Annotated in this window: 26 protein-coding genes and 1 tRNA gene; 11 read left to right on the top strand and 16 right to left on the bottom strand. The window is 66.8% G+C overall.

Features of this window, described 5'->3' with window-relative positions:
• Positions 1–85: 85 nt before the first annotated feature.
• The 3 genes from ON37_RS25220 to ON37_RS25210 all read right to left on the bottom strand — a co-directional run bounded on the left by ON37_RS25220 (position 86) and on the right by ON37_RS25210 (position 4,528).
• Positions 86–2,611, bottom strand: a complete 2,526-nt coding sequence (locus ON37_RS25220; protein ID WP_040722816.1) for a TPR repeat domain-containing protein — start codon at positions 2,609–2,611, stop codon at positions 86–88.
• Positions 2,611–2,919 carry a hypothetical protein gene (locus ON37_RS25215; RefSeq protein WP_051032021.1) on the bottom strand — a complete coding sequence of 103 codons (309 nt, stop codon included), beginning with the start codon at positions 2,917–2,919 and terminating at the stop codon, positions 2,611–2,613. The genes ON37_RS25220 and ON37_RS25215 overlap by 1 nt, the downstream gene beginning before the upstream one ends.
• 271 nt (positions 2,920–3,190) lie before the next feature.
• A complete protein-coding gene (locus ON37_RS25210; protein WP_040722815.1) occupies positions 3,191–4,528 on the bottom strand; it encodes an acetyl-CoA C-acetyltransferase in 1,338 nt (445 codons plus the stop codon).
• Between the two features lie 244 nt (positions 4,529–4,772).
• On the opposite strand from ON37_RS25210, the gene ON37_RS25205 reads away from it, so the two are divergent.
• Both ON37_RS25205 and ON37_RS25200 read left to right on the top strand, forming a co-directional pair.
• Positions 4,773–6,134 (top strand): 3-oxoacyl-ACP reductase, encoded by a 1,362-nt coding sequence (locus ON37_RS25205; protein ID WP_040722813.1) that lies wholly within the window; start codon positions 4,773–4,775, stop codon positions 6,132–6,134.
• A 22-nt stretch (positions 6,135–6,156) separates the two neighbouring features.
• Positions 6,157–7,005: a MaoC family dehydratase gene (locus tag ON37_RS25200; RefSeq protein ID WP_210741315.1), complete on the top strand. Its 849-nt coding sequence runs from the start codon at positions 6,157–6,159 to the stop codon at positions 7,003–7,005.
• A gap of 172 nt (positions 7,006–7,177) precedes the next feature.
• Here ON37_RS25200 and ON37_RS25195 read toward each other — a convergent pair whose 3' ends face one another.
• Positions 7,178–7,777 (bottom strand): TetR/AcrR family transcriptional regulator, encoded by a 600-nt coding sequence (locus ON37_RS25195; protein ID WP_040722811.1) that lies wholly within the window; start codon positions 7,775–7,777, stop codon positions 7,178–7,180.
• A 91-nt stretch (positions 7,778–7,868) separates the two neighbouring features.
• Positions 7,869–9,041: a glycoside hydrolase family 3 N-terminal domain-containing protein gene (locus tag ON37_RS25190; RefSeq protein WP_040722810.1), complete on the bottom strand. Its 1,173-nt coding sequence runs from the start codon at positions 9,039–9,041 to the stop codon at positions 7,869–7,871.
• 504 nt (positions 9,042–9,545) lie between these two features.
• On the opposite strand from ON37_RS25190, the gene ON37_RS25185 reads away from it, so the two are divergent.
• Positions 9,546–10,817: a hypothetical protein gene (locus ON37_RS25185; RefSeq protein ID WP_040722809.1), complete on the top strand. Its 1,272-nt coding sequence runs from the start codon at positions 9,546–9,548 to the stop codon at positions 10,815–10,817.
• Between the two features lie 171 nt (positions 10,818–10,988).
• Complete coding sequence (locus ON37_RS25180; protein WP_040722808.1) at positions 10,989–12,332, top strand: lipase family protein; 1,344 nt, start codon at positions 10,989–10,991, stop codon at positions 12,330–12,332.
• A gap of 191 nt (positions 12,333–12,523) precedes the next feature.
• On the opposite strand, the gene gnd is transcribed toward ON37_RS25180, so the two are convergent.
• The 3 genes from gnd to ON37_RS25165 form a co-directional block, all read right to left on the bottom strand.
• A complete protein-coding gene (gnd, locus tag ON37_RS25175) occupies positions 12,524–13,552 on the bottom strand; it encodes a phosphogluconate dehydrogenase (NAD(+)-dependent, decarboxylating) (RefSeq protein WP_040722807.1) in 1,029 nt (342 codons plus the stop codon).
• Positions 13,553–13,796: 244 nt separating this feature from the next.
• A complete protein-coding gene (locus tag ON37_RS25170; RefSeq protein ID WP_040722841.1) occupies positions 13,797–14,879 on the bottom strand; it encodes a glycoside hydrolase family 183 protein in 1,083 nt (360 codons plus the stop codon).
• A gap of 342 nt (positions 14,880–15,221) precedes the next feature.
• Positions 15,222–17,057 (bottom strand): acyl-CoA dehydrogenase, encoded by a 1,836-nt coding sequence (locus tag ON37_RS25165; protein ID WP_040722805.1) that lies wholly within the window; start codon positions 17,055–17,057, stop codon positions 15,222–15,224.
• A 320-nt stretch (positions 17,058–17,377) separates the two neighbouring features.
• Between ON37_RS25165 and ON37_RS25160 the strand changes: the two genes are divergently transcribed.
• Together ON37_RS25160 and ON37_RS25155 are read left to right on the top strand one after the other, a co-directional pair.
• Positions 17,378–17,983, top strand: coding sequence for an alpha/beta hydrolase family protein (locus ON37_RS25160; RefSeq protein ID WP_040722840.1), 606 nt, complete (start codon positions 17,378–17,380; stop codon positions 17,981–17,983).
• Between the two features lie 149 nt (positions 17,984–18,132).
• A complete protein-coding gene (locus ON37_RS25155; RefSeq protein ID WP_040722804.1) occupies positions 18,133–18,579 on the top strand; it encodes a hypothetical protein in 447 nt (148 codons plus the stop codon).
• Positions 18,580–18,599: 20 nt separating this feature from the next.
• Here ON37_RS25155 and ON37_RS25150 read toward each other — a convergent pair whose 3' ends face one another.
• From ON37_RS25150 to ON37_RS25135, 4 genes are all read right to left on the bottom strand, one after another.
• Positions 18,600–19,301 carry a class I SAM-dependent methyltransferase gene (locus ON37_RS25150; RefSeq protein ID WP_040722803.1) on the bottom strand — a complete coding sequence of 234 codons (702 nt, stop codon included), beginning with the start codon at positions 19,299–19,301 and terminating at the stop codon, positions 18,600–18,602.
• 87 nt (positions 19,302–19,388) lie between these two features.
• Complete coding sequence (locus tag ON37_RS25145) at positions 19,389–20,462, bottom strand: glycoside hydrolase family 183 protein (RefSeq protein ID WP_373282085.1); 1,074 nt, start codon at positions 20,460–20,462, stop codon at positions 19,389–19,391.
• 185 nt (positions 20,463–20,647) lie between these two features.
• Complete coding sequence (locus tag ON37_RS25140; protein WP_040722801.1) at positions 20,648–21,391, bottom strand: crotonase/enoyl-CoA hydratase family protein; 744 nt, start codon at positions 21,389–21,391, stop codon at positions 20,648–20,650.
• Between the two features lie 37 nt (positions 21,392–21,428).
• Positions 21,429–22,214 (bottom strand): alpha/beta fold hydrolase, encoded by a 786-nt coding sequence (locus ON37_RS25135; protein WP_040722799.1) that lies wholly within the window; start codon positions 22,212–22,214, stop codon positions 21,429–21,431.
• Positions 22,215–22,329: 115 nt separating this feature from the next.
• On the opposite strand from ON37_RS25135, the gene ON37_RS25130 reads away from it, so the two are divergent.
• From ON37_RS25130 to ON37_RS25115, 4 genes are all read left to right on the top strand, one after another.
• The gene (locus ON37_RS25130; protein ID WP_040722798.1) at positions 22,330–22,554 is read left to right on the top strand and encodes a hypothetical protein; all 225 of its coding nucleotides are present in this window, start codon (positions 22,330–22,332) and stop codon (positions 22,552–22,554) included.
• Positions 22,541–22,837, top strand: a complete 297-nt coding sequence (locus tag ON37_RS25125) for a hypothetical protein (RefSeq protein ID WP_040722797.1) — start codon at positions 22,541–22,543, stop codon at positions 22,835–22,837. The genes ON37_RS25130 and ON37_RS25125 overlap by 14 nt, the downstream gene beginning before the upstream one ends.
• A 148-nt stretch (positions 22,838–22,985) precedes the next feature.
• Positions 22,986–23,327 (top strand): hypothetical protein, encoded by a 342-nt coding sequence (locus ON37_RS25120; protein WP_040722796.1) that lies wholly within the window; start codon positions 22,986–22,988, stop codon positions 23,325–23,327.
• 18 nt (positions 23,328–23,345) lie between these two features.
• Positions 23,346–24,125 carry an enoyl-CoA hydratase-related protein gene (locus tag ON37_RS25115; protein WP_040722795.1) on the top strand — a complete coding sequence of 260 codons (780 nt, stop codon included), beginning with the start codon at positions 23,346–23,348 and terminating at the stop codon, positions 24,123–24,125.
• A 28-nt stretch (positions 24,126–24,153) separates the two neighbouring features.
• On the opposite strand, the gene ON37_RS25110 is transcribed toward ON37_RS25115, so the two are convergent.
• Both ON37_RS25110 and ON37_RS25105 read right to left on the bottom strand, forming a co-directional pair.
• A complete protein-coding gene (locus ON37_RS25110; protein WP_040722794.1) occupies positions 24,154–24,444 on the bottom strand; it encodes a hypothetical protein in 291 nt (96 codons plus the stop codon).
• 365 nt (positions 24,445–24,809) lie between these two features.
• Positions 24,810–24,880: transfer RNA gene (locus tag ON37_RS25105), tRNA-Gly, on the bottom strand.
• 286 nt (positions 24,881–25,166) lie between these two features.
• On the opposite strand from ON37_RS25105, the gene ON37_RS25100 reads away from it, so the two are divergent.
• On the top strand, positions 25,167–25,484 hold the full coding sequence (locus ON37_RS25100; RefSeq protein ID WP_040722792.1) for a hypothetical protein: 318 nt from the start codon (positions 25,167–25,169) through the stop codon (positions 25,482–25,484).
• A gap of 328 nt (positions 25,485–25,812) precedes the next feature.
• Here the strand turns inward: ON37_RS25100 and ON37_RS25095 are convergent, their stop codons facing one another.
• Positions 25,813–26,205, bottom strand: coding sequence for a rhodanese-like domain-containing protein (locus ON37_RS25095; RefSeq protein ID WP_040722791.1), 393 nt, complete (start codon positions 26,203–26,205; stop codon positions 25,813–25,815).
• Between the two features lie 56 nt (positions 26,206–26,261).
• Positions 26,262–26,588: cysteine dioxygenase (locus ON37_RS25090; RefSeq protein ID WP_040722789.1), on the bottom strand; the 327-nt coding region annotated here is incomplete at its 5' end.

Below are 26,588 nucleotides of genomic sequence, written 5' to 3'. Positions count from 1 at the left end.
TCGCCCTGTATCCCGCACGAGGTCACGAACGTCGACAACACCGCCAGGAGGCCGAGACACCGAACGGACCGCTGCGGTCGATTCATCAATGTCCCTTCAAAACCTTGCTCTTGTACTCGTCGGGGGAGCTTGTGTAACCGTAATTGTCGAAACGCTGCTCGAGAGTTGCGCTCCGGAATCTTGCGGTGTCGACTTGCAGGCCCTGGAGCCACGCATCCGCCGTCGATTGAAAGCGATTATCTACGCGGAAGCGCTGTTCGGTTCCCGAAGTTCCGACGATGTCTTCGTAGCTCTTGAGCTTCCCATTCTCCAGCCATTCCGGCGGAAATGCGCCTGCGCCATTGGGTATATTTTGGAAAAGGTTCGGATCTTGCATGGCTTTCGCGTGAAGCATAGCGTAGTACATTTGACTCCGCTGCTCATTCCGAACAACCTCAGTTTGCTCCTGAGGGATACTCGTATCTCCCGGCTTTATGCCGTCGGAAATGAACTTGCCGGCGACATCGATCGCTGTGCCGGCGACCGGGATTTTCTCGCCGACTCCGTCGGAGATGATTGTTGCCGCGATGTCGACTCCGAGCTTCTTTCTCCCGGCGCTCTCTTCGGCCGCCTCCTTGTCGTTCAAACCACGATCGAATGCTTCCGCCCTCAATCCTTGCTCTTGATAAGCCAGCAATCGCCCCGCGGCTTCGGTGTACTCACCGCGCTCGTTGGACGACAGTCCCGACAAGCTGGCATATTTGGCAGCATATTCATTTGTTTGTTGCGTAATCGCGGCGTTCCAGGCTCCTGACGAGACCTGATCGGTGTTGAACAACGCCGACAAGCGGATTGCCTGAAGATCTCGGTTCTCGACGCTGCCATCACGAAGGTTGAAATCTGGATGTGGATGCCCCGGTGCACCGGCGATGTCGTCGAGATACGGAATCATCGCGCCGGTCAGCTGCCGCGTCAGTCCCGGATTGATCTGTCCGAGGGATTGCCGGTCGTGTCCTGGCATGTTCATCAGCGCCTCGAAGGGGCCGATCTTGCCATCCTTGCCGTCGGCATCTGCGGTCAGAAGCGCAGCCAGCCCTGAAGCCGCACGTCCGGCCAAACTGGACTGTTCGGGCGTGACTTCCGGGTGTCCGTCGGTTGCCGGATGCGGGTTGGCTTGCTCGCCGATCCAATTGAACAGCTGCGGTGGTTGTGCTCCGTTCGAGTCGTTCCAGTCGTAATGCAGTAACGGCTGAATGACCTTCTTCGGGTCGTATCCGGGTTCGAGGGGTACCGAGTCAGGTTCGGTCCGTCCGGTGAGGAGTTGGGTCATCGCCTCGTGGTTGCGGCTGGAGACTTCCAGGTAGTCCCGCATGAGCCCTTCCATGGACGAGCGATCGATCGGCTTGCCAGGCATGTTCACCGTGTCGTCGGTCATGCCCGGTGCTCCGAGCGCAGCAGCCTGGCGTGTCAGTTCACGCGAAAACTCTGTGCCGGGTTCGAAGCCGGGGTTCGCCTGCTTGATCAGGTCGCCGAATCGCTTGGTGTCCTCTAGGAATCTGTGCTGGCCGCCGAGTTCGGTATCGGGGGGACAAGTGGGGTAGGTCTTGGCGTTGGCATCGGGGCCTCCGACCCGAGTCGACACCAATTTCCGGAGATCTTCCGGTAGTTGCTTGTAACTGCCCGGCGACTGTAGCGATCCGTTCGGGTTCCTCCCGGTGCCGATGTGCTCGTTCGAGACGACCATGAGCCCGTTGGCGAGCGCGTCGCGGCGGGCGGCGGCGGTCGGGTTGCCGCCGTCCTCTTGGGCTTTCAAGTAGTCGTTGAGCGCGAGAATCCCATCCTTGCCGGCATTTTGATAGAACTCGCGGTAGTACTCCTGCGTGGCTGCGGGCAGAGTCGCGACATCTTTGCCGTCGGCGAGGTCCTGCAGATCCTTTTCGGTAAGGATGCCCTCTGGCAGATGCCCCGAGATCTCTTCGAGCTTGGCTTTATCGATGGTGCCGTCCGGACGCACGGCATCGTGCACCGCTTTGCCGTCTTCCTGACCGAATTTCCCCGTGTCCGCTGCGGTCACCGGAGCGTCGATGCCGCTGCCGAACAGGTTGCCACGCGCGCGAATCTTCTCCGACGCACTGGTGATTGCGGTTGCTACTTCGCTGATGGCACCTGCGAGGCTGTGGTACGCGGTATTGATCAATCCTTGGTGGTGATCGATCCGTTCCTTGGCTTTGCGCAGGTCGTCCTGGATTTGGGCGCCGCTCAGGACAGCCTGTTTTGTCTGGACCACCCACCGGTCGTCGACCATGAGTGCCAGCGGCGACTCGGCGTCAGCTTCGGCATCGGCGACTCTGCCCAGCAGGATCCGCCGCTCGTCGGCGAGGCGGCCATCCGCGGCGCGAAGAGCTTCCGTGGCATCCGCGATCTCCTGAGATAGCTTGCGGCCCTCGGTGTTTTCCTCGCTGAAGCGGTCGTAAGCGGCATCGCGAGCCGCCCCGCTCCACGTGGTCTCGGTGAACCGGCTGACCATGCGGCTGAGTTGGGTTTCGTAAGTTCCCGTGGCCTTATCGATTTCGGTGGCCCACTCCGACAGCTTTCCGGTGTTCCACTTCTCGACTTCAGGGCGTGTCGGCATTACCGGTCACCCCGCGTGTGAAAGTCCATCTGGTCGAGCATCAGCCTGAACTGCTCATCGTTCGCCGCGAACAGGTTCGCCGACTTGTAGACGAGGTCCGACAGTGCGCGAACGCGTTCGGCGACGCGAAACCATGCGCCTTCGGTGAACTCTCCGAGCTGGGCACAAGCAGGGCCGATTGTGCAGCCGGGCAAGGCAGCGGTGATCTGGTCGCCGGTCGTGCGGACGACGATCCCATCGACTTGCGTCGCAACATCTTTCAGTGTCGTCACCAGCTTGTTCAACTCATCTATGTCCGCTTGCAGCATGCTCGGCTCCCCCTCTGGTTCGGTGTCGATGTTGTGACCGCAGTCGTGCCCCGGACGTATTGTGCCATTCGACGGTCCGGTGACGGCTCTGACCTGAGTGGTTGGGTAGCCTCGCCGAGCCGGGCGGTGTCCAGGCCGAGATATCGCCATCCGGGCTGACCGGAACCGGCTGCGTGTCGCGTCGATATCGAACAGCGCCGGCTCGTTGTCGAACGAACCGGCGCTGCCGCGATATTCACCGAAACCTATGCCGCCGAAGCGGTTTCGTGAATCAGCGCTCCAGGATGGCGACCACGCCCTGGCCGCCGGCGGCGCAGATGGAGATGAGTGCGCGGCCGGAACCCTTCTCCGCCAACTGCTTTGCCGTCTGGGCGATGATGCGGCCGCCGGTGGCGGCGAACGGGTGGCCGGCGGCCAGCGAGGAGCCGTTGACGTTGAGCTTGCTGCGGTCGATCGAGCCGAGGGCGCCGTCGAGGCCCAGGCGCTCCTTGCAGTACTGGTCGGACTCCCATGCCTGCAGGGTGGCCAGCACGACGGAGGCGAATGCCTCGTGGATCTCGTAGTAGTCGAAATCCTGCAGGGTCAGGCCGTTGCGGGCGAGCAGGCGCGGGACGGCGTAGGTCGGGGCCATCAGCAGGCCGTCCGGACCCCACACGTAGTCCACCGCGGCGACCTCGCTGTCGACCAGGTAGGCCAGCGGCTCGAGGTTGCGCTCGGCGGCCCATTCCTCGCTGCCCAGCAGCACCGCGGAGGCGCCGTCGGTGAGCGGGGTGGAGTTGCCGGCGGTCATGGTGGCGTCGCCGAGCTTGTTGCCGAAGACCGGCTTCAGGGTGGCCAGCTTTTCCAGCGATGAGTTCGGGCGCAGGTTGTCGTCGCGGGTCAGACCGAGGAACGGGGTGACCAGATCGTCGAAGAAGCCGCGGTCGTAGGCGGCGGCCATGTTCTTGTGCGACAGGTAGGCCAGCTCGTCCTGCGCCTCGCGGGCGATGCCGAATTCCTTGGCGGTGATGGCCGCGTGCTCACCCATCGACAGCCCGGTGCGCGGTTCGGCGTTGCGCGGGATCTCGATGCCGACCATGCTCGGGCGCAACCGGCCGACCAGCTTGACGTAGTCCTTGTTGTTGCGCGCGCGGTTGGCGTCGAGCATCCATTCACGCATGGATTCGCTGACGCCGATGGGCGCGTCGGAGGTGGTGTCGGTGCCGCCGCCGATACCGGCCTCGATCCGGCCGAGCGCGATGCCGTCACCCACGGTGACGATCGACTGCAGGCCGGTGCCGCAGGCCAGCTGCAGGTCGTGGGCCGGGGTGTAGGGCGACAGTTCGCTGCCGAGCACGCTCTCCCGGATCATGCCGTGCTCGCCGACCCGTTTGAGCACCGCGCCGCCGACGACCATGCCGAGCCGCTCACCCTGCAGCCCGAACCGGCTCACCAGGCCGTTCAACGCGGCGGTGAACATGTCCTGGTTGGAGGCGTGGGCGTAGCGGCCGTCGGAGCGAGCGAACGGGATGCGGTTACCGCCGAGGACGGCGACGGGCCGGGCCTGCTTGGCGTTCTTCGCCCGGCTGCTCGATGTTGTGGTCTTCGCCGATCGGGCTTTGGTAGTCACTCGAGTCTCCACTGTCTCGTCGGATTATCTGGTCTTCGGCCGGGAATGTCGGGTGCTGGGGACTGTCGGCGTCGGCGCCCCGGCCGACTGGACTGCTGGCGGTTGCGTCGGTTTACATTAAACTTACTCTGGAGTAAGTTAATTGTCGACACCGTACCCCGTAGATGTGGGCTACACCGCGCGGGGTGCACCGAATCCACAATCGGCAGCGGTCCACATTCGACACGAGGAGAAGGTAGGAACAGTGGCAGCCAGCAAGAGCAAGGGCGCTCCCAACCTCTACGGGTCTTTCGTCAATTCCGCACCCGGCGCGTTCCTGGCCGGAAAATTGGGTCTGCCGCAGCCGGAGAAGCTGCGCCGCTACACCCCGGGCGAGCCGCCGCTGCCCGGCCCGGTACTGCTCGGCGGTAAGGGCCGCGTCGCCGACGCCGCCCGCACCCTGCTGTCGGACTACACCTTCGTCGACGCCCCCACCCAGGGCGTGAAATTCGGCGCCCTGGTGTTCGACGCCACCGGCATCGGCACCGTTGAGGAATTGCGGCAGCTGTTCGAATTCTTCCAGCCGGCCATGCGCTCGATCGCGCCGTCGGGTCGCGTCCTCGTCATCGGCACCACCCCGGAGCTCGCGGGCAGCGTCGACGCGCAGATCGCGCAGCGCGCGCTGGAGGGCTTCTCCCGCAGTGTCGGTAAGGAACTGCTGCGTGGCGCCACCGCCAACCTGGTCTACCTGCACCCGGAGGCCGCCGCGGCCGCCACCGGGCTGGAGTCGACCCTGCGCTTCATCCTCTCGGCCAAGTCGGCGTTCGTCGACGGCCAGGTCTTCCGGGTCGGCAAGGACGACAACGCCGCCGCCGGTATCGACTGGGCCAAGCCGCTGGCCGGCAAGGTCGCCGTGGTCACCGGTGCCGCGCGCGGTATCGGCGCCACCATCGCCGAGGTCTTCGCCCGCGACGGCGCGACCGTGATCGTCGCAGACATCCCGGCCGCCGGTGAGGCGCTGTCGGAGACCGCGAACAAGGTGGGTGGCACCGCCCTCGCCGTCGACGTGACCGCACCCGACGCCGCGGACAAGATCGCCGAATTCGCCACCCAGCGCTTCGGCGGTATCGACATCATCGTGCACAACGCCGGTATCACCCGCGACAAGCTGCTCGCGAACATGGACGCCGCCCGCTGGGACGCGGTGCTCAACGTCAATCTCGCCGCGCCGCACCGCATTACCGAGGGCCTGGTGGCCAAGGGCGCGCTGAAGGAGGGCGGCCGGGTGATCGACGTGTCCTCGATCGCCGGTATCGCCGGTAACCGCGGCCAGACCAACTACGGCGCCTCCAAGGCCGGTGTGATCGGCATGGTGAACGCCGAGGCGCCGAAGCTGGCCGAGAAGGGCATCACCATCAACGCCGTCGCCCCCGGCTTCATCGAAACCGCGATGACCGCCGCCATCCCGGTCGGCACCCGCGAGGCCGGCCGGCTGCTCAGCTCGCTGCTGCAGGGCGGCCAGACCGTCGACGTCGCCGAGACCATCGCCTACTTCGCCAGCCCGGCCTCGAACGCGGTGAACGGCAACGTCGTTCGCGTTTGCGGCCAGGCCATGATCGGAGCCTGACGTGGCGAACCGGACCATTTCGCTGGACGCGCCCCCGAAGACCGGCAGCCTGTACCTCAAGGCCGCGCTGGGTGCCGTTCCGCTGCCGTTGATTTCGGCGCGCAAGTCCGAAATCCCGGACCGCGAAATCGAATTGACGGGCGTTCGGGTCGACCCCGACCATCTGGCCGCCTACTGCCATGCGACCGGCCTGCGCTTCGGCGACGCGCTGCCGCTGACCTATCCGTTCGTGCTGACCTTCCCGGTGGTGATGCAGCTGGTGGTGGCGCGGGACTTCCCGTTCGTCGCCGTCGGCGCCGTGCACGCGGAGAACCTGATCGAGCGGACCCGCGAGATCTCGGTCAGCGAGCCGCTGGACATCCACGCGCACGTGGAGAATCTGCGGGAGCATCCGAAGGGTCTGCTGGTCGACGCGATCAGCGAGATCCGCGTGGGGCGTGAGCTGGTGTGGCGGCAGGTCACCACCTTCCTGCACCAGCAGCGCACCTCGCTGTCGGGTGGTCCCAAGCCGGCTCCCAAGCCGGACGAGGTGCCCCCGCCGCCGTTGCGCACACTGAAGGTGGACCAGGCGATGATCCATCGCTACGCGGCCGCCTCCGGTGACCGCAACCCGATCCACATGTCGGCGTTGGGCGCGAAGGCCTTCGGCTTCCCGCGCTCGATCGCGCACGGGATGTGGTCGGCCGCCGCGATCCTCGGTGTGATCGAGGGCCGGGTGCCCGCGGAGGCGACCTACGCGGTGAAATTCGGCAAGCCGATCCTGCTGCCGTCGACGGTCAATGTCTACGCCGACCAGACCGCCGAGGGTTGGGAACTGTCCCTGAAGCACCCGAAGAAGGGCTACCCTCATCTGACCGCGACGCTGCGCTGAGCAGCGTCCGGCCCGACAGCCGCACATCTTTTCGGCGGCCGCATATCGGATCGCATGGGGGATTCGATATGCGGCGAAGCCGAAAAGGTGTGCGGCTGTCGCCGATCGGCCCCCGGCTGTGCCGTGGCGCGCCGGCGGGAGCCGGTCGCTCACCGTCGGACGTTGCTCGGGATTATTCGGCCTTCTTCTTACCGGCCAGACCGCGCCAGGCCAGATTGTCCAGTAGGTCGACCGCGCTGGCGACATCGACCTCACCGCTGGCGATGCGGTCGGCGATGGCCTCGCCCGCGCCGATCACGGCGACCGCGACGATATCGAAATCCGTTCCGGGCTCGGCGTATTTGGCGCTCGACTCCAGCAGCTTCGCGGTCAGCTCGATGATCCGCTCGCGGCTGTTGGCGATTTCCGAGGCGAACGGTTGCTGCCCGAGCGCCTGCCGGTACAGCACCGACCACGACAGCCGGTTGGTGTCGACGTAGGACAGGAAGGCCTCGAGACCCGCCCGCAACTGTTCGTGCGGGGTCAGCTTCGGGTTCCCGGCCACCGCGACGGCTTCGATGAATCGCACGCTCTCCCGCTGAATGCAGGCTCGGAAGAGCTCGTCCTTGGAGCCGTAGTACAAATACAGCATCGGCTTGGAGATCTTGGCTTCGGCCGCGATGGCGTCCATCGAGGTGTCGTGATATCCCTTTCGGGAGAAGACTTCGACGGCGGCGTCCAGCATCTGCTGCTCACGAACCGCCCTGGGAAGCCGCTTCGTTCCGCCTGCCATGCACACTCCTAGCCCATATCGAAACCCCTATCTTACTCCAAGGTAAGTTTCCGGGAGCAACGAATTGCCCCCGATTCGCTGCTCGGCGAGGTCAGCAGGGGAGCTGGATGCCCTTGAACTTGGCCACCCGCAGCACGGAATCGTCGATCTGCTTCATGGTGAGCTTCCCGTCGCGCACTTCCTGTTCCAAGTGGTCCAACACCGAGGTGACCGCATCGGTGCTGATCCACAGCGCATCGTCCGCCCCGGCCTCGAGGGCCGCGGCGACCGCCTCCTCGATGCCCATCCGGGCCGTGATGGCAGCCATGCCGCTGAGATCGTCGGTGAAGATCGGTCCGTCGTAGGGCTTGGCGCCGTAGCCGGTGCCCTGGCGCAGCAGGGCCATCGCCTGTGGGCTGATGCTGGCCGGAACATTGGGCGCCGTCAGTCCCGGCACGTCCAGATGGCCGACCATCACGGCAGCCCCGGAGTCGATCAGATTCCGGAACGGCACCAGATCGACCTGTTGCATCTGATCCAGCGGGGGTGTGCGGACCGCGCCGGTGTGGGAATCGCCCGATCCGTGCCCGTGGCCCGGGAAGTGCTTCATCACCGCGCCGATCCCGGCATCGTGCATCGCGCGGATGTAGGCGCCCGCGTACTCGGTGACAATCTGCGGGTCCTGCGAATACGACCGGTCGCCGATCACGGCGTCGTCGGGCTCGTCGCTGACGTCCACGTCGGGCGCGAAGTCGACGGTGATGCCGAGCTTCTTCATCGCCTGCCCGCGGGCCAGGCTCTGCTGGTAGTACTCGTCGGCCGACATGGTCTGGGCGGCGACCCGCGCCGACGGGGCCGGCCCGATCAGGTTCTTCAGCCGAGACACCCGGCCGCCCTCCTCGTCGATGGTCACCATCAGCGGGGTGCGGGCGGCGGCTTTCACCTGCTCGAGACCCTGGTCGGAGAGCATCGACTGATCGGTCCAGCTGCCCACGAAGATGCCGCCGACCTGTTCCCCCCGGACGACCTGTTCGGCGTCGGCGGTGTTCTCGACACCCACGGTGAGCAGCTGTGCCAACTTCTGCCGCGTGGTGAACTGGGCGAGATAGCCTGCGGCGCAGTCCTGTTGGCTGCTCGTGGTGGTCGTCGCGGCGGTGGTGCGGGTGCCGGTGGCGGTGCCGGAGCCGGCACCGGGGGTGGTGGTGGAGGAGGAACTGCCCCCACCGGAGCACCCGGCGAGGGCGACTGCGGCTACTGCGAGAACGATCCCGGCGACGTTGCGCATGGACCGACCGTAGCCGCTCGCGGCGCCGGAACCTACCCGCGGTCGACATCCGCACCCCGGGTTGCCGCGTCCCGCACCCCGCACGGCGGCGCGTGGCGCGCGTCCCGACCCCGGTTTCGCGGGCGTCACCGGGGTTCACGCAGATTCGCGGTTATGCCCTTGTTATCGAATTGTGATAACTGTCATCCGTAGCTCCGGTCCCGAAACCGGCACCGGAAACCGGCTTTCACTGGATAAATGGTCAACTACCAGCTAATTCCATCCGGTAGCGGAAAAGTCGTACCGATCAACGCGCGCTCCGGCGTCGAATATCGGCTGTAACAGGCATTGGTAATGTCTCGGTAACCTGACGGTCGGTAGTTGGTCAGCAATGAAGTATGGCCGAACATGCCCACTACTCGCGGTATGAGCCGGTGGTCATCGCCTACGGCTATTGATTCGCTACCGATCGCGGAAGAAATCCGCCGATCCATCATCGAACCGATAGCGAAAGGCTGAAACACGATGCGTATCAGCGCAATCGCGCGCGGCGCGGGATTGCTTCTCGCGACGGTGGTCGGAGTGGGCGTGCTGACCGCCGCTCCCGCTGTCGCCACCCCCGAACTCGACCGATATCTGGACCTGCCGCTGGTCAACCGCAATGCCGCGCAAGCGCCCGGCGGAGTGAATCCGGAACTGCCCTACGATCACGCCGAACTGGGCCGGCTGCTGGACGAGGCGCGGACAGCGGGTGTCGCACCGAACCGCTATGCCGCGCTGCTGTACCAGTACTGGCTGGTCGACGCGACCGAGAAGGCCGGCATCGATCTGCGTGGTTGGGACCCGCGGACCGGGGTCCAGGCCAACCGCGAGAACCTGATCAAGTCCTACCGCTACTACGAGAACCTGCAGCTCGACCACCGCGAATTGCAGTGGGCCGGAATGGGTGGTCAGGTCGGCGCCGACTTCGGCGGTGGTCTGCTCGATGCCGAACTGATGGGCGGCATCTACGACCTGCCCGGCATCGCCGATGCCGCCCACGCCGTCCTCGGCGCGGTACAGCAGGCGGCCGGTCCGCAGGCCGTGGCCATGCTCCCGGAGGGATTGCGCGCCCTCGCCGATGCCGCGCCGCGCATCACACCGGAGGATCTGCAGTGGATCCTCGGAATGATCCTCGTGATGCAGAAGAACATCTTCTCCGACCTGATGCCGATGCACGATGCCTACGTCACCGGCGGCCTGCCCGCGCTGGCGGAATTCGAGCGAGCCGGATTGTTCGGCGAGGACATCATGGGCGCCTGGCGTGATGTTGCCTCCGGTGACCGCGATCGGATCGCCGCCGGTAATGCGGTGCTGCTGCGCCGCGAACAGCAGTGGGCCATCGGAGCGCAGTGGGACGAGGTGCGCAACTACAAGGGTTCGGTCGGCGAGGCGATCACCTATCTCAGCGGGGCGGCGGGATCGCCGTCGGTCGCCGGGGTGGTGCCGCCGCGCGAATTCCGGCCCGTGCGGGTGCCTTTCACCGCCGCCGACGGTCGCGCCATGATCCTCACCCTGCCGCTTCCTGGTTGGAACTGGTCGGTGCTGGACGACCGCTGGGACTACATCACCACCGAGCTGCTGCCGAAATACAAGTGGCAGGTCGAAAACAATTGGCCCGCATTGGAAGCCACCCTCCGAACCCCCTACGAGGTGCAACTGGAATCGCACCGCCCGCTGCTGAACATCCCCCAGCTGCTCGGTTCGGCGGCCCAGGAGCTGACCATCACGCCCGCACCGGCACCGGAGGGCCGATGAGTCGTCCTGCGAAGCTCACTGGTCGGCCCGACCGGGTGCGGGTGTCCCGCATAGGCACCGGAGGGCCGATGAGTGATCCTGCGAAGCTCACTCGTCGGCCCGACCGGGTGTCCGGCTCGAACAGTAGTCGGGTCGATCCGATGATCGCCCGCGAGAATCAGGAGGCTGCACATGCGTAGGAGCAGGGTGGCGGCGGTGACCGCGGCGCTCGCACTGGTCTGTGCCGGAGTCGGGTCGGGGCCGGCCGCGACGGCGGTCGCCGAACCGGTTCCGCCGCAGACACCGAGTCTGGGGCAGGTCTTCAACGGGTTCGTGGTGGGCTCGCTACAGGGCGCCACCCCGGCGAGCCCGCAGGAGGCGTTTCAGGCGTTGCGCGCCGACGATCCGTTCTATCAGGAGCCGCCGCTCACCGGTTCGGAGCGGCCCGGCACGGTCCTGAAGGCGAAGAAGGTCGACGTCATGTTCACCGGTGTGAAGCCGGCGAACCTCGACGCCTGGAAACTGATGTACGTCACCACGGAACGTGACGGTGTCACCCCGGCGATCAGCACCGGGATTCTGATGATTCCGCGAGACGGCAAGCCCGCCAACGAGAAACACGTCGTCTCCTATCAGGAGGCCAACGACAGTGTCGGCTGGAGTTGCCATCCCAGCACGCAGTGGACGGGCGGCGATCCGCTCGACGGCGCATCCTGGTCGGCGCTCGGCCCGCTGGCGCTGATGTTCGGCAAGGGCTACGCGGTGATGATCTCCGATGTCGGCAACGACGCCGATCGCGCGCCACACGGCGTCTTCGCCGGCAAGTACGCCGCGCACACCCAGCTCGACGGCACCCGGGCGGCGTTGAACTTCCGCGAGGCCGGGCTCGATCCGCAGGCTCAGGTGGCGCTGTTCGGCATCGCGGGCGGCGGTGTGGGCGCCGGCTTCTCGGCGGAACTGCAGCCGACCTACGCGCCCGAGCTGAACGTGAAATCCGCTGTGCTGGAAGGCATGGTGGTCGATCAGCGCAACTTCATGCGGATAGCCGACGGTTCGGTCGGCTCCGGTTTCGCCTTCGCGACCCTGCTCGGGCTGGAACCGAAATATCCGGAGATGCAACTGGATTCGAAGTTGAATCCGGCCGGGCTGGCGGTGGCGAAGGTATTCCGCGGGCAATGCCAGGACGCCTACTTCAGCATGCCGTTCATCCCGCTGCGGGCGATGTTCAACTCCGGTCTGAGTCCGGCCGACGAGCCCGCCTTCCAGCATGTGTTCGACGACAACGAACTGGGTGAATCCGGCGCGCCGACCTCGAAGGTGTTGATCACCTCCTGCGCGAAGGACGATTCGCCGATGTCGCTGGTCCCGGCGGCCGATTCCCGCAATCTCGCCGAGACGTACCGGGCGCAGGGAACCGATGTCACCTACCAGCCGACGGACTGCTCGATGGTCAAGATGCTGACCGATCTCTACGGCTGGGGTACCGACCTGTTCGGCATGCAGACGATCGAATGGCTGGACCGCCAATTCGACTGAGCCGCAGCACGGTCGGGCGAGACGAAAGGAGTATCCGATGGCATTCCTGTGGGGCCTGGGCTATCTGCTCACCTTCGGGCCACTGGCCGTTCTGGACATGGTCGGCCGAGCCGTTCAGAGCCTGAGCTGAACCGCAGTCGAAGGCCCCTACCGCGAACGCGGTAGGGGCCTTCGGCATTCATCTCCGCGTGTCACTGCCCCGGCAGCTCGTTGTGTCCGCCGAACGCCTTGCGCATCGCGGAGAGCACCTTGTCCGCGTACAGTGCCTCGCCGCGCGAGGAGAACCGCTCGTACAGGGCGGTGGACAGCACCGGCACCGGCACCCCCTCGTCGATCGCGGCGTGGATGGTCCAGCGGCCCTCACCGGAATCCGAGACCCGCCCACCGAAGCTGCTCAATTCGGGGTCGGCGTGCAGGGCCGCGGCGGTCAGATCCAGGAGCCAGGACGCGACCACCGAGCCGCGGCGCCACACCTCCGTCACCTCGGGTACGTCGATGTCGTAGCGGTAGTACTCGGGATTCTCGAGCGGAGTGACCTCCGCGGAATGCTCGTCGTCGCTTCGGTTTCCGATATTCGCCTTGTGCAGGATGTTCAGGCCCTCCGCGTAGGCGGCCATCGCCCCGTACTCGATGCCGTTGTGCACCATCTTCACGAAGTGACCGGCGCCCGCCGGACCGCAGTGCAGATAACCCTGCTCCGCCGGCGACGGCTCACCGGTGCGTCCCGGGGTGCGCTCGGCGGCGTCGACACCCGGCGCGATCGACTTCAGCAGCGGCTCGATGTGAGCCACCGGCTCGGCCTCGCCGCCGATCATCAGGCAGTAGCCGCGATCGCGGCCCCACACGCCGCCCGAGGTGCCGATATCGAGGTAGTGAACGCCCTTCGGCTTCAGGCGTTCCGCTCGCGCGATGTCCTCGTGGTAGCGGCTGTTGCCGCCGTCGATGATGATGTCGCCCGGTTCCAGCAGTTCGGCGACCTCGTCGATGACCGCGCCGGTCGCCCCGGCCGGAATCATCACCCAGACCACCCGTGGCTTCTCCAGCAGGCCGACGAATGTCGGATAGTCGGTCGCCCCCTGGAAACTCTCGCCGAGTTCGCCGGTGAACTCCACGAGCTGGTCCTCGTGCCGGGCGTAGCCGACCGCGGTATGCCCGTCCTTGACGATGCGCCGCACGATGTTGCCGCCCATCCGACCGAGCCCGATCATTCCCAGCTGCATGCGATTCTCATCTCCTCGAGTCGTGGGCGAGCCTCGGCGGTTCGCCACGTGCGTCGCGACCATTCCCGATTGTCCTCGGTGGCAAATCGGGTGTCCTCGGTGCCCGATCGAGAATTTCTTCGGTATCGCCGAGGATCCGTGTAACGCCCGGGGCGCGGCCCCGATATTCAGATCGGCTCCGTGCAGTTGCCAGACCCCCGACCCGGCAACCGCACGGAGCCTTTCTCGTCCGCGGCGGCTGCGCCTACAGCGGCGTCCGCATCAGCACCACGTTGTACTGGTTGTGCATGGTGAGCAGGAAGTACAGGTCACTGCCGGTCTGGTACGGATAGATCATCGGCGCGTACATGGTCGGCAGATCGCGCACGTCGATCAGCACCCGCGGTGCGCTCCACGGGCCCTCCGGACTCGGCGAGGTCCGCATCACCACGGAGTCGAACGGATCGGTGGTCAGCATGACGTACTGGCCCAGATGCGCGTTCCACTGCACCGAGAGCTCGCCGACGCCACCCACGATGGGCTTGGCGGCGTTGGCGTCCTTCGGCTTCCAGGCGCCGCCGTCCCAGTACTCGTAGGCGTCGATGTTGGCGATATCGGCTTCCTTGACCCGGGAGATGAATCCCGGATTGTTGCGGCCCGCCGGGGTGCCGTACTTGTAGACGTAACCGTCGGCCTTCAGGAAGGCGTTCTGCTGGAAGTTCTGGAAGCCGCCCTCGTTGCCGCGCCGGGTGGTGGGCAGCTGGGCCCAGGTCTGGCCGTCGTCGCCGGAGACCGCCAGCGTCGAGAAGTTGGTGTCCCAGTGGCCGTCCGGACCCCATTCCCGCACCGACATCATCGACATGTACTGCACCCCGTTGACCGAGATGCCCGCGGTCGGAATGAAGCTGATCTCGATGCCCGGGATCTTCGGGCTGGGCAGCGGGTTGTCGACGAAGCTGGTGTAGTTCAGGCCATTGGCCGGGTCGGCGCCGGCCGGGCTGCGGAACAGCACGTTCGACCGCCACGCCCAGATGCTGCCGGCCAGGATGTTCGGCACCCCGAGCCCGGCGGTGTCCCCGTAGGCGGTGATCATCTGCCCGCGACCGTCGTCCCACATGATGCCGAGGTCGGTGCCCAGCACGTTCTGGTTCTGGGTCCGGTTCGGCGAGGCCATACCGGTGGCCTGATAGACCGCCTGCGTCGGGCCCGGCAGATGGGGCAATCCGTTGATGCCGTTGAGGCCCGGAATGGGGTTGATGTTGTTCGGGTCGGCTCCGGCCGGTGATGCGGTCAGGCCCAGCAGCGCGACCGCCGCGCAAGCTCCAGCCAGTGCGGACAGTCGTCTCATATTCCGAATTCCTTCCATGAGTCGCGCCGTCGGTATTGTGCCCGTCCGCGGTCGGCTGCGGGCGATATGCCGACGAAAGTGGCGTCGGACCGGTTGCGTACGGCGCTGTCTCGGTTGTCTCGGTTTATGTATGGCGCACCAGACCCCCGGGGTACTCCAGTGCGGTCATTATTACCCGGACCGAATCCAGGTGCAGGACCGGCGGTGCGGGCGTGCGGTGCGCGTCGCACCGAATCGCCTGCGGAACCGGATAAAGGCAGCGGGAGCCGGATACGACAGTGGCCCCGCCTCCCGGATTCGGAAGGCGGGGCCACTGGACTCATGCGCTGGTCGCGAAGCCGATCAGAAGGCCGCTTCGTCGAGCTCCATGATGTCGTTGTCCAGGTTGGACAGCACGGTGCGGGTCGCGGTCAGCTCGGGCAGCACGTTGCGGGCGAAGAACTGCGCCACACCGACCTTGCCGTTGTAGAACGCGACGTCCGAGCCGGTGGCGCCGTTGTCGAGCGCCTTGATGGCGACCTCGGCCTGGCGCAGCAGCTGCCAGCCGATCAGCAGGTCACCGACGGCCATCAGGAAGCGCACCGAACCCAGGCCGACCTTGTACAGCTCCTTCGGGTTCTCCTGCGCGCCCATCAGGTGCCCGGTCAGGGTGGCGGCCATGGCCTGCACATCCTCGAGCGCGGTGGCCAGCAGCTTGCGCTCGGCCTTCAGACGACCGTTGCCGGCCTCCGACTCGATGAACTTCTGCACCTGGCCGGCCACGTGGGCCAGCGCCACGCCGCGGTCGCGGGCGATCTTGCGGAAGAAGAAGTCCTGCGCCTGGATCGCGGTGGTGCCCTCGTACAGCGAGTCGATCTTCGCGTCGCGGATGTACTGCTCGATCGGGTAGTCCTGCAGGAAGCCGGAGCCACCGAAGGTCTGCAGCGAATCGGTCAGGTACTGGTAGGCCCGCTCCGAGCCGACACCCTTGACGATCGGCAGCAGCAGGTCGTTGACGCGGAACGCGAGGTCCTTGTCGGCGCCGGAGACCAGCTGCGCGATGTCCTCGTTCTGGTGCGCGGCGGTGTAGAGGTAGATCGCGCGCAGGCCCTCGGCGTAGGCCTTCTGCATCATCAGCGAGCGGCGCACGTCCGGGTGGTGGGTGATGGTGACGCGCGGGGCGGTCTTGTCGGTCATCTGGGTCAGATCCGCACCCTGCACCCGCTGCTTGGCGTAGTCCAGCGCGTTCAGGTAACCGGTCGACAGGGTCGCGATGGCCTTGGTGCCCACCATCATTCGGGCGTTCTCGATCACGTCGAACATCTGCGCGATGCCGTTGTGGACCTCGCCGACCAGCCAGCCCTTGGCCGGGATGCCGTGGCCGCCGAAGGTGACCTCACAGGTGGCCGAGACCTTCAGGCCCATCTTGTGCTCGACATTGGTGACGAAGACGCCGTTGCGCTCGCCGAGGGTCTGGGTCTCGAAGTCGAAGTGGAACTTCGGCACGAAGAACAGCGACAGGCCCTTGGTGCCCGGGCCGGCGCCCTCGGGGCGGGCCAGCACCAGGTGGAAGATGTTTTCGAACATGTCGTCCGAGTCACCGGAGGTGATGAAGCGCTTCACACCCTCGATGTGCCAGGAGCCGTCCTCCTGCTGGATGGCCTTGGTGCGGCCGGCGCCGACATCGGAACCGGCGTCCGGCTCGGTCAGCACCATGGTGGCGCCCCAGTTGCGCTCGACGGCGATCTCGGCCCACTTCTTCTGCTCGTCGGTGGCGTTGTTCCAGAAGATCTGGCCGAACGGGCCGCCGGCGGCGTACATCGCGACGGCCGGGTTGGAGCCCAGGATCATCTCGTTGAGCGCCCAGACCACCGCACGCGGGGCGGGCAGACCGCCGAGCTCCTCGTTCAGGCCGACCTTGTTCCAGCCCGCTTCCTGGTAGGCCTTGAAGGACTTCTTGAACGACTCCGGAATGGAGACGCTGTGGGTGTTGGGGTCGAACACCGGCGGGTTGCGGTCGGCGTCGGCGAAGGACTCGGCGACCGGGCCCTCGGCGAGGCGGCGGACCTCGTCGATGATGTTCTTCACGGTGTCGCTGTCGAGGTCACCGTAGGCGCCGGAATCCAGCACCGAACCGATGCCCAGCACCTCGAAGAGGTTGAACTCCAGGTCGCGGACGTTGCTCTTGTAATGGCCCATCTCTGTTACTCACTCTCCGTTGAGTCGGTGCGGTCGGTGTATGTGCCGTTCCCGCCCATGTGTTTCCACACCGGGTAGTCGACCGGATGATCCGCCTTCTACTCGCGGGTAACTTACACCGTATATTACCGATGGGTAATGGGGATGGAAAGCGCTGACCGGGCGATGTGACGAGATGAACACGGGCGCGACGGCTCACCGTGATCACCCCGGCGGAGTGAGGTTGAGCAGTCGAGTATGCGCGACGGTTGCTGCCGGCGCCCGGTGGGCCGGCATGGCGTACCCGCCGGGCATCCGGGGCGCGAACTACCGTGGACCACGTGCGCATCGAAACGACTGCGGGGGAGGCCGAGGTGGAGATCGACCGGGGCGCCGGCGATCGTTTTCTGCTGCTGCTCACGCACGGGTCCGGTGGCGGAGTGGAAGCTGAGGACTTGCTCGCCGTCCGCGATCGCGCCCTCGCGCTGGGCGGGGTCGTCGCTCGGGTGGTCCAGCCGTATCGGGCCGCGGGGAAGCGGGCGCCCGGGTCGGCGAAGCTGCAGGATGCCGCGTGGCTGGATATCGTCGGCGCGCTGCGCGCTCGGACGCCCGGAGTGCCGCTGATCCAGGGCGGTCGCAGCAACGGAGCGCGGGTAGCCTGCCGCACCGCGGTCGAATCCGGTGCGAAAGGCGTTCTGGCGCTGTCGTTTCCGTTGCATCCGCCGGGGAAGCCGGAGAAGACGCGGCGCGCGGAACTGCTGGCGGCAGCCGAACACGTCGACGTGGTGGTGATCAACGGTGAACGCGACCCGTTCGGTATCCCCGACCCCTCCGACGCCGCGGAGGTGAAAGTGATTCCGGGCCAGCCCCATTCCTTCCGCAGCGGATTCGATCTGATCGCCGCGACCGTCGAGCCGTGGCTGCGGCGGTGGGCGACGATCGACTGAACCACCAGCCGGCGGCGAGTGGGTGCCGGTTCGAAATCGGCTCGACGCCAGCCCATCTCGGACCACATCTCCGGGTAAACCCCGATGCGCTGTCGATGTGCCGCGGATACCGTCGGTGGCGGTCGGGATTTCGAGAGGAGACAGATCCCATGATCGCAGCGTCGAATCGTATCCGCGTGGCGCGCCGCCCGGTTCTCGGTTTCGCCTGCGCCGCGGTGGCGGCCGTCGGTATCGCGGTCGGATCCGTGGCGGCGGCGGGTGCGGCGGAAGCGAGTGTTCCCTGCGGGGCGGCACCGCCGTGCAGTGCCGACGGGTTCGGCGTCGATGGTTACAACGCCCAAGGCGTCGACCGGTTCGGCCGGGATCGCGCGGGCTACGACCATCTCGGCTACGACCGGTTCGGCCGGGATCGGGCCGGTTACGACCGCTTCGGCCGGGATCGGTCCGGTTACGACCGCTTCGGATACGACCGGTTCGGCCGCGACCGCTTCGGACGGGACCGCTTCGGCCACGATCTGTTCGATCACCCGGGCGGGAACCCGCCCGCACCGTCTCACAGTCCGGCGCCGCTACCCACCGGCAGCGCCGGACTGTGACGCGTCGCCACCCCGGCGGCTCAGTCGTCCGGGGTGGCTGTCGCCTGTTCGGCCAGATCGGGCACCGTCGCGGTCGCCACGACGAGGGCGTCGATGGCATCGCGCCCCTCGGTTTCGCGTAGTACCCGTTGGGCGGTGTCGATCCGAATGTTCTCCGCGCCGGCGAGATCGGCTACCACGTCGTCCGGAGTGAAGAGGATCGAAGGATCCTGCGGCCCGCCGAAACCGTCGGCGATATTCGTGCTGTCATGGCCGAGAACCAGCAGCGTGCCGCCCGGGCTGAGCCGCTCGGCCGCCGCGAGCAGCAGGGCACGCCGCTGGCCGGCGGGCAGGTGAAGGTAGACGGCGAGGACCAACTCGAACGGCCCGTCGATTCCGGCGCCGGGCAGATCGGTGACGTCCGCACACTCCCAGGTGATCCGGCTGCGGACCGACCGGGACAGCCGCGATGCGACCGTCCGCCCTTTGTCGATGCCGACCTGGGAGAAGTCGACCGCTCGCACCTGCCAGCCGTGGGTGGCCAGCCACAGTGCGTGCCGCCCCTCACCGCACGCGAGATCCAACGCGCGCGGCAGTTCGGGCGGCGCTTCGCCGGGGGCGTCGGGCACCAGGTGAATCGTGCGCTCGAGACCGAAGATATGTTCCACCACGGTCGCATTCGGCGGTGCGCCCCAGACCAATTCGCTCTGCGCGTAGCGCTCGTCCCATTCGGCGGCGTCCATGAGCCGAGTCTATGGGCTCGGCGTCGCGCATTTCGGTCGGCTTCTCGGCGCCGCCCGCCCCACCGGGGCCGACAGCGCGAACCGCGATTACAGGGTTGTCCGCATGAGTATGACGTTGTACTGGCTGTGCACCGTCGTGAGGAAATACAGTTCCCGGCCGGTTTGATACGGGAAGATCGACGGCGCGTACGCGGTCGGCAATTCCCGCGTATCGATCAGCACCTCGGGTGGGCTCCACGGGCCCTCCGGCGACGAGGCGCGGCGCATCACCACCGAATTCCACGGATCGGTGGTCAACATGATGAACTGCCCGAGGTAGTCGTTCCACATCACCGACATCTCGCCGACGCCGCCGGTGATCGGCCGCGCGGCATTGACGTCGTTCTTACGCCACGCGCCGCCGTCCCAGTATTCGTATTCGGCGAGATTCTGAATGTCGTGCTCGCGCACCCGCGCGACGTAGGCGTTGTGGTTGCGGCCCGACGGGGTGCCGTATTCGTACACCCAGCCGCCGCTCTTCACGAACGCGTTCATCTGGAAGTTGGCGTTGCCGCCTTCGTTGGGCCGCCGGGTGAAATCGAGGTCGGCCCAGGTTTCCCCGTTGTCGGCGGAGGCGGCCAGGCCCGAGAAGTTCGTGGTCCACTGGCCGACGTCGTCCCAGCTCTTGACCGACATCAGGCTCATGTACTGCACGCCGTCGACCGAGATACCCGCGGTCGGGATCCGGCTGATCTCGATGAACGGGATTTTCGGGCTGGGGATCAGGTCACGGGCCTGTCCGAATATGTCGCGCACGGCGCTGTCGAAATAGATGCCGCCGGACGGATCCTGGGTGTGGCTGCGGACCAGGATATTGCTGCGCCAGGCCCAGACGCTGCCCGCGAGCAGATTCGGCAGGCCGACGCCGGCGGTATCGCCGAATGCGGTGAGCATTTCCCCGTTGCCGTTGTCCCACATGATGCCCAGATCGGTGCCGAGCACGTTGTAGTTCTCGGTGGCGTTGGGGCTGGCCATGCCGGTCACTTGGAATACGGCCCGGCTGCGTCCCACGAGATTCGGTAACCCGTTGGTGCCGTTGAGGACCGGAATGGGATTGATGGCATTGGGATTGGCAGCGGCCGGCGCGGTCACGGTGAGTAGCAACGCGGAGGCGCCGGCCATCGCCGACAGCAGGACGGAGACGGTCTTGGACAAATCGGTGGCCCTTCCCGTTCTCGCCGATGCCCGCATCCGTCATCGGCTTCGCTGGCAAAGTGTGAAAATGCTAACAGCGAATCGATGAATATCGGGTTTCCCGGACGTGTTTTCGGGGAATTACCGCTCTGGCCGTGTGTTCTTTGTCGGATCTACCTACGGCCGAGCGCCTGACGTACCAGCAGTGGTATCTGTGTCGCGCGCTCGATGCCCAGGGTGCGGCGAGTTCCGGCCTGCCAGCTGCGCTCGAACAATTGTTTGGCGGCCGCCACGGCCGGCGCCGGGCGGGCCGCGATGCGGTCGGCCAATTTCTCGGCGTCCGCCCGGGGATCGTCGCTGACCTCGGTGATCAGGCCGATGCGGGCCGCGTACGCGGCATCGACCGGGTCGGCGGTCAGGGTCAGCAGTAATGCTTTGTCGACGCCGATCAACCGGGACAGGGTGACCGCGCCGGACATATCCGGAATCAACCCGTGCGCGACTTCCATCACCGAGAAATCGGAATCCGGTGCGGCGAAACGGAAATCGGCGGCCAGGGCCAATTGCAGGCCGCCGCCGAAACAATGGCCGTGGACCGCCGCGATCACCGGTTGCGGTAGTCGCCGCCAGGCCCAGCAGGCTTCCTGAAATGTGTTGGTGCCCAGCCACGGTAGCGGCACGAAATTGCGCAGAATGCTCAGCGGATCGCCGGTCGCCTTCGCGATATCGAGGCCGCTGGAAAAGCTGGGGCCGTTACCGGAGAGGATCACCGCGCGAATTTCGTTGCGGCGTCCGATCACTCGCGCCACCCGCACCAGATCGTTCAGCATCTCGAGGGTGAGGCCGTTGTGTTTGTCGGGTCGGTCGAGTTCGACGTAGGCGCGGTCTCCGTCGAAGGTCAGGGATATGTTGCTCATCGCTGTCTCCGTGCTGCTCGGGTCGAGCCCACCACGGTTACCGATCGGTAGGCACCTGCTCGAGCACTATCTTCGCGCAACCGGCCGGGTCGTCGTAGAAGGGGGTGTGGCCGCTGCCGGGCAGTGTGACGTGGCGGGCGGCCGGCAACCACTGCCGGGCGCGCCTGCTCTGGGGGCGATAGGTGAGCAGGACGTCGCGGTTACCCCAGGCGATGGTGACGGGAATGCGGGAGAGTCGACCGCCGTCGCGCAGTCGGGCCTGATCGAACGACGCCAGCGCCGGGCGGAAGCCGGGCGCGCCGAGTACGCCGTCGACGGTGTCGACGGCGGTGCGGGCGTCCAGCGTCCACGGTCGCCCGAAGACGATGCCGAGCAGCGCGGTGCGGCCCGCGGGAGTGCCGAGCAGTGCGGGTAGTTGCGGCCGCAGGACCCGGCCGATCGTGGCCGCGCGTCCGAGCGCCTGCTGACACCAGATCCGTCCGCTGTCCGACCAGAACCCGATCGGGGAGAACGCGCTCACGGAGGCGGCGATGCCGCGGGCACCGAGATTCAGGGCGATCAGCCCGCCCATCGAATTGCCCGACAGGTGGGGGCGCTCGATGCCCTGTTCCACCAGGAAGGCGTGTAGCGCGTCGGTGAGCGTGTCGACGGTCGTCCGCGGTAAGGGATCGGAACCCCCGAAGCCCGGCAGGTCCACCGCGATCACGTCGAAGCCGGTGGCGAGCGTATCGATGATCGGTTCCCATACCTGCCAGCGGCTACCGACGCCGTGGATCAGGACCAACGGCTCACCGGTGCCGACCCGGTGGTGGTTCAACATCATTTCGCAACTCCCGCACCGAGACTCGGACGCCGACGAGGAACGGGGACACCCTAGCAATCATTGGCGGCTCGCCAACAGATCCGATGCCGACCCGATCGGCGGTAGGATGAAAGGTATGGCAACTCGTAAGGTGACCTTATCGCTGGACGAGGCGGCCTGGTCGTATGCCGAGCAGGCCGCGGCGCGGGCGGGCATGTCCCCGTCGGCGTGGATTTCCCGGGCCGCGCGGCGTGAAGCGGTCCGCACCGGCTGTGGTCCGGCGCCCGATCCGCTCGCCCTCGCCGAGGCGGACGAAGCGGAGCTGCGGGCCGCCGAGGAGGAGATGCGTGCGCAGGGGTGAACTCTGGAGTTACACCCCACACGGTTCGGCGCGGCGCCGCAACATCGTTCTGATCTCGAGTGACGGGATCAACGAATCGGCGCGGCCGTGGCTGATCGCGGCCGAACTGCTCGCCGAGGACCCGCTGGACATTCTCGCGGTGAGCATTCCCGGGCACGGCTGGGTGCATGCCGGAAATCTCGGGCGGATCTACCGCGGCTGGCTGGTGGAGCGACTGGGCGCGGTCGACGACGAGACGGTCGAGCGGCTCGATACCGCCTTGCGCGCGGCGATGGATCTGTGAGTGCCGGTTCGCTCGAATTCGGGTTGTGAAGCATCCGGTTTCGCGGCCTCGGACTGTTGCGGAGCCGTTCGATGCGGCAGGATCACCTCGGCGGCCCGCGCCCCGGCCCGGGTCGGCATAGCTGATACGCCTGAGAATTGAGGAACAGTTGAGGATTTCGCTGATCGCCGCCGCCTGCATCGCGCTGCCGCTCCTGGGCGCCTGCAGCTCCGACAAGGACTCGCAGCCGCCCGTCACCCAGGCCGACCTGTCGAAGTCCCTGCAGGCCAGCGGCCTCAAGGATGCGAAACTCGCCGATTGCGCCGCGAAACTCTATGTGGACGAAGGCATTTCCCAGGACGGGCTGCGCAAGATGACCAAGCCCGGTGGCAATGCGCAGGCCACCGACGGCTCCATGGGCGGGCTGAGCAAGGACGACGCCGACAAGGCGCGCTCGGCCACCCAGAAGATCGCCACCGAATGTGTGGCGGCGCCGCAACCGCCGCAGTAGTCCGATCTACCGTGGGGTATGACCACCACGGAGTATCAGCACCTGCTCTGCACGCGCGTCGGTGCGACCGCGCGAATCACGATGAACCGCCCGGATCGGCGCAACGCGCTCTCGGGCGAACATCTCGCCGAGCTGGCGGCGGCCCTGCGCGCCGCCGGCGAGAGCGACGCCACTGGCATCGTGCTCGCGGCCAACGGGCCGGTCTTCTCCGCCGGGCACGATTTCGCCGATGTGGCGGCCCGTGATCTGCTCGGTGTCCGCGAGCTGCTGGAGCTGTGTACCGAGGTGATGACCACGATCGAGTCCGTGCCGCAGGTGGTGATCGCTCGGGTGCACGGGCTCGCCACCGCCGCCGGCTGCCAATTGGTCGCCTCCTGCGATCTGGCGGTGGCGGCAGAATCGGCCGGTTTCGCCCTGCCCGGCGGGAAAGGCGGCTGGTTCTGCCACACCCCCGCGGTCCCCGTGGCTCGGGCGATCGGCCGCAAGCGGTTGATGGAGTTGGCGCTGACCGGTGACCCCATCGACGCGCGCACCGCCGTCGAATGGGGCCTGATCAATCGGGCCGTTCCCGACGCCGACCTCGACGCGGCCGTCGACGAGCTACTGGCCCGGGCCACCCGTGGCAGCCGGGCCAGTAAAGCCCTCGGCAAACGCACCCTCTACGCCCAACTGGACCGGCCGGAGGCGGACGCCTACACGCTCGCTGTCGAGGTGATGGCGGCCGCTTCCCAGCTCCCGGGCGCACGCGAGGGGATGGATGCCTTTTTGAACAAGCGCAGCCCGGTCTGGCCGGACTGACGAAATCCGGCCGGGGCGCGCAGCACAGTCAGGCCTGTGGTTCCTGCTGGGCGAGGATGAACGTCCCCTGTCCGTTCGGGTCGAGCCCGGTGTCGAGGACCTTGTCGTCCAGGAAGTCGACGACCTGCGCGTCGAGGAAGACCCGCGGGCCCTCCGGATTCAGGACCTGATCCTGTTCGGCCGGGCCTGCGGCCACGGCCAGCTGCAGGGTCTCCGCGCCGTCGGTGCTGGAGATCCGCAGCCCGGCATCGCTCGGCATGCCGTCCGCGGAGGTAATGCTGCGAACGGCCTCGATGGCAGTGGGCGTGAGCATGAGCATCTGTTCGGTTTCCTTCCACCGTCGTCACAGTCGGTCGGGGGGTGGTGCGAACTATTGGTGCCGAGGGTTTTCGACCCGATCGGGTCCCGTCGGCACCCAGGACACTTCGAGGGGGGTAGCCACGAACCGCTCCGCCTAACCTTCCGGCCGAAATTCGTTTCACATGCTCGGTGCGCAGCGCCGGGCGACCGAGTCCCCACGGTCGGAGTGCGGCTATCGGGGTGCGGCGACGGCCCTGAGGTCCGGATCCGGCGACGAACTCGGGGAACCGGCAGCGATCCGGCAGTCGGCGCGCCCGTCGACTGCCGGCCGGGTCCGGACAGCCCGAAAACGGCGAAAGCCCCTCGGAGAGGGGCTTTTTCGAGAGCCGGTGACGGGAATCGAACCCGCACTCTCAGCTTGGGAAGCTGATGTTCTACCACTAAACTACACCGGCCTGCACCCAGGGATGCTGGAGAGACGATAGCAGAAGGGGGCGGCCGAGCGTAACTGCCGAGGTGGGGGCCGGTCTGTCGGCGGAGACTCGGCACGACGACAGCTCGCGCCGTGAGAGGTGATGGCCATATCGGTGGCAGCCCGGCGTCGACCTGCCTGTGGCCGCGATCGTGCGCAGCGTGTGTGGGCCCGTCCGGGATCCGCTCTGCGACCGAGGTTTCGGGAACCGAGTAACGCTCGCAAATGTCCAGCGATCTCTCTGGCAACACCGTTCAGGGAGGTTCGACATGAAATCTGTGAAGCGACTGGCTGCCGGGGCCGTCATCGCCACCGCCACTGCTGCCGCCGCGCTGGCCGGCGCAGGTGCGGCCCAGGCCGATGTTCCGGTGTGGCAGGCCAACTGTCACGTCTACAACATCTTCAACACCGGCGGGATGTCCAATCGCGAGCTGCCGACCTGGCATCAGGTGAAGCTGACGTGCGTGGCGTGGCCCATCCCGTTCACCTACTGGAAGTACGGCCCGGCGCAGTACGGGCAGAACCAGTCCTGGGCCGGCTGTGACTCGCCGGGCGCGTTGGTGCGGGTCGAGGTCATCCAGGCCTGACCCCCGACGGCCGCCGGAGTCGGTCCGCCACCGCCTACCTCCGCGCCCGGACGGCGACCTGCCCGAAAGGCCTTGCCGGGCAGGAACTTGCGGCGGGACCCATCCCGCTGCTCCGGTGTTCCGAATATCGGGTGGCGCGCGGCGGAGTCACGACCCGTCGAACGCTGTTTCGGATACGGTCGCCGCAGGGAACGGACGCACCATGAGCCGCTTCCGGCTCCTGCGGCGACGCCGGCTGCCGTCGCGGTGCCGCACCACACCGCAGCGTCGTGGCCGCGGGTATCGCCGGCGGCAATTCCGGTTACCTTGCGCGCCAACGGTTCCCGACTCAGGGAACGGCCGGCGTCCCGCCGGGTGTCACCGGTAGGCCGGCGGCTTTCCAGGCGCGGAACCCGCCCACCAGGTCGGTCGCGCGGGTCAGGCCGAGGCGCCGGACGTCGGCGGCGGCGAGGCTGGAGGCGTATCCCTCGTTGCAGACGATGATCACCTCGGTGTCGGCGGTCAGACCGGGTAGCCGGTGCGATCCGGTGGGATCGAGGCGCCACTCCAGCACGATGCGTTCGACGACGACCGAACCGGGGATTTCGCCCTCGGCGAGCCGGTTGGCGTGTGGACGGATATCGACGACCAGGGCGCCGTCGGCCGCTCGGCGTGCCGCGGTGGCGGGCTCGACCCGGTCCAGTCCGGCGCGCGCCTGTGCGAGCAGATCCTCGGCACTCATCCCTGTCACTCCTGAGCGGTCGTGCGATCGGGTGTTCCCGGCGTGGTCACCCATGGTCACACACCGCTGAAATCGGCCAGGGTGCGGTACTCCCGCACCGGTCGCAGCGGCGGGGAGTAGGCGTGCACGGTCGCCGCCGGCCGCGGACTGCGATTGCGCAGCTGATGGGCGCGCTCCGGCCCGAAGGCGACCGTGTCGCCGGTGCGCCAGCTGGTCGAGCGGACGGGGCCGGTGCCGTGCCGGAAGTCCTCGTCGAGCTCGCCGATCGAGACGGTGAACGATCCGGAGGCGCCACCGTGATCGTGCGGTTCGGTGCCCTGACCCGGGGCCCAGGACAGCAGCCACAGCTCCACGCCCATGGTCAGTGCGAGCCGGGTCCACCA

It is taken from the genome of Nocardia veterana NBRC 100344 (assembly GCF_000308855.1).
GTDB lineage: Bacteria > Actinomycetota > Actinomycetes > Mycobacteriales > Mycobacteriaceae > Nocardia > Nocardia veterana.
Note: the sequence above shows the minus strand (reverse complement) of the source record. Positions and strands in the feature narration are given on the sequence as shown.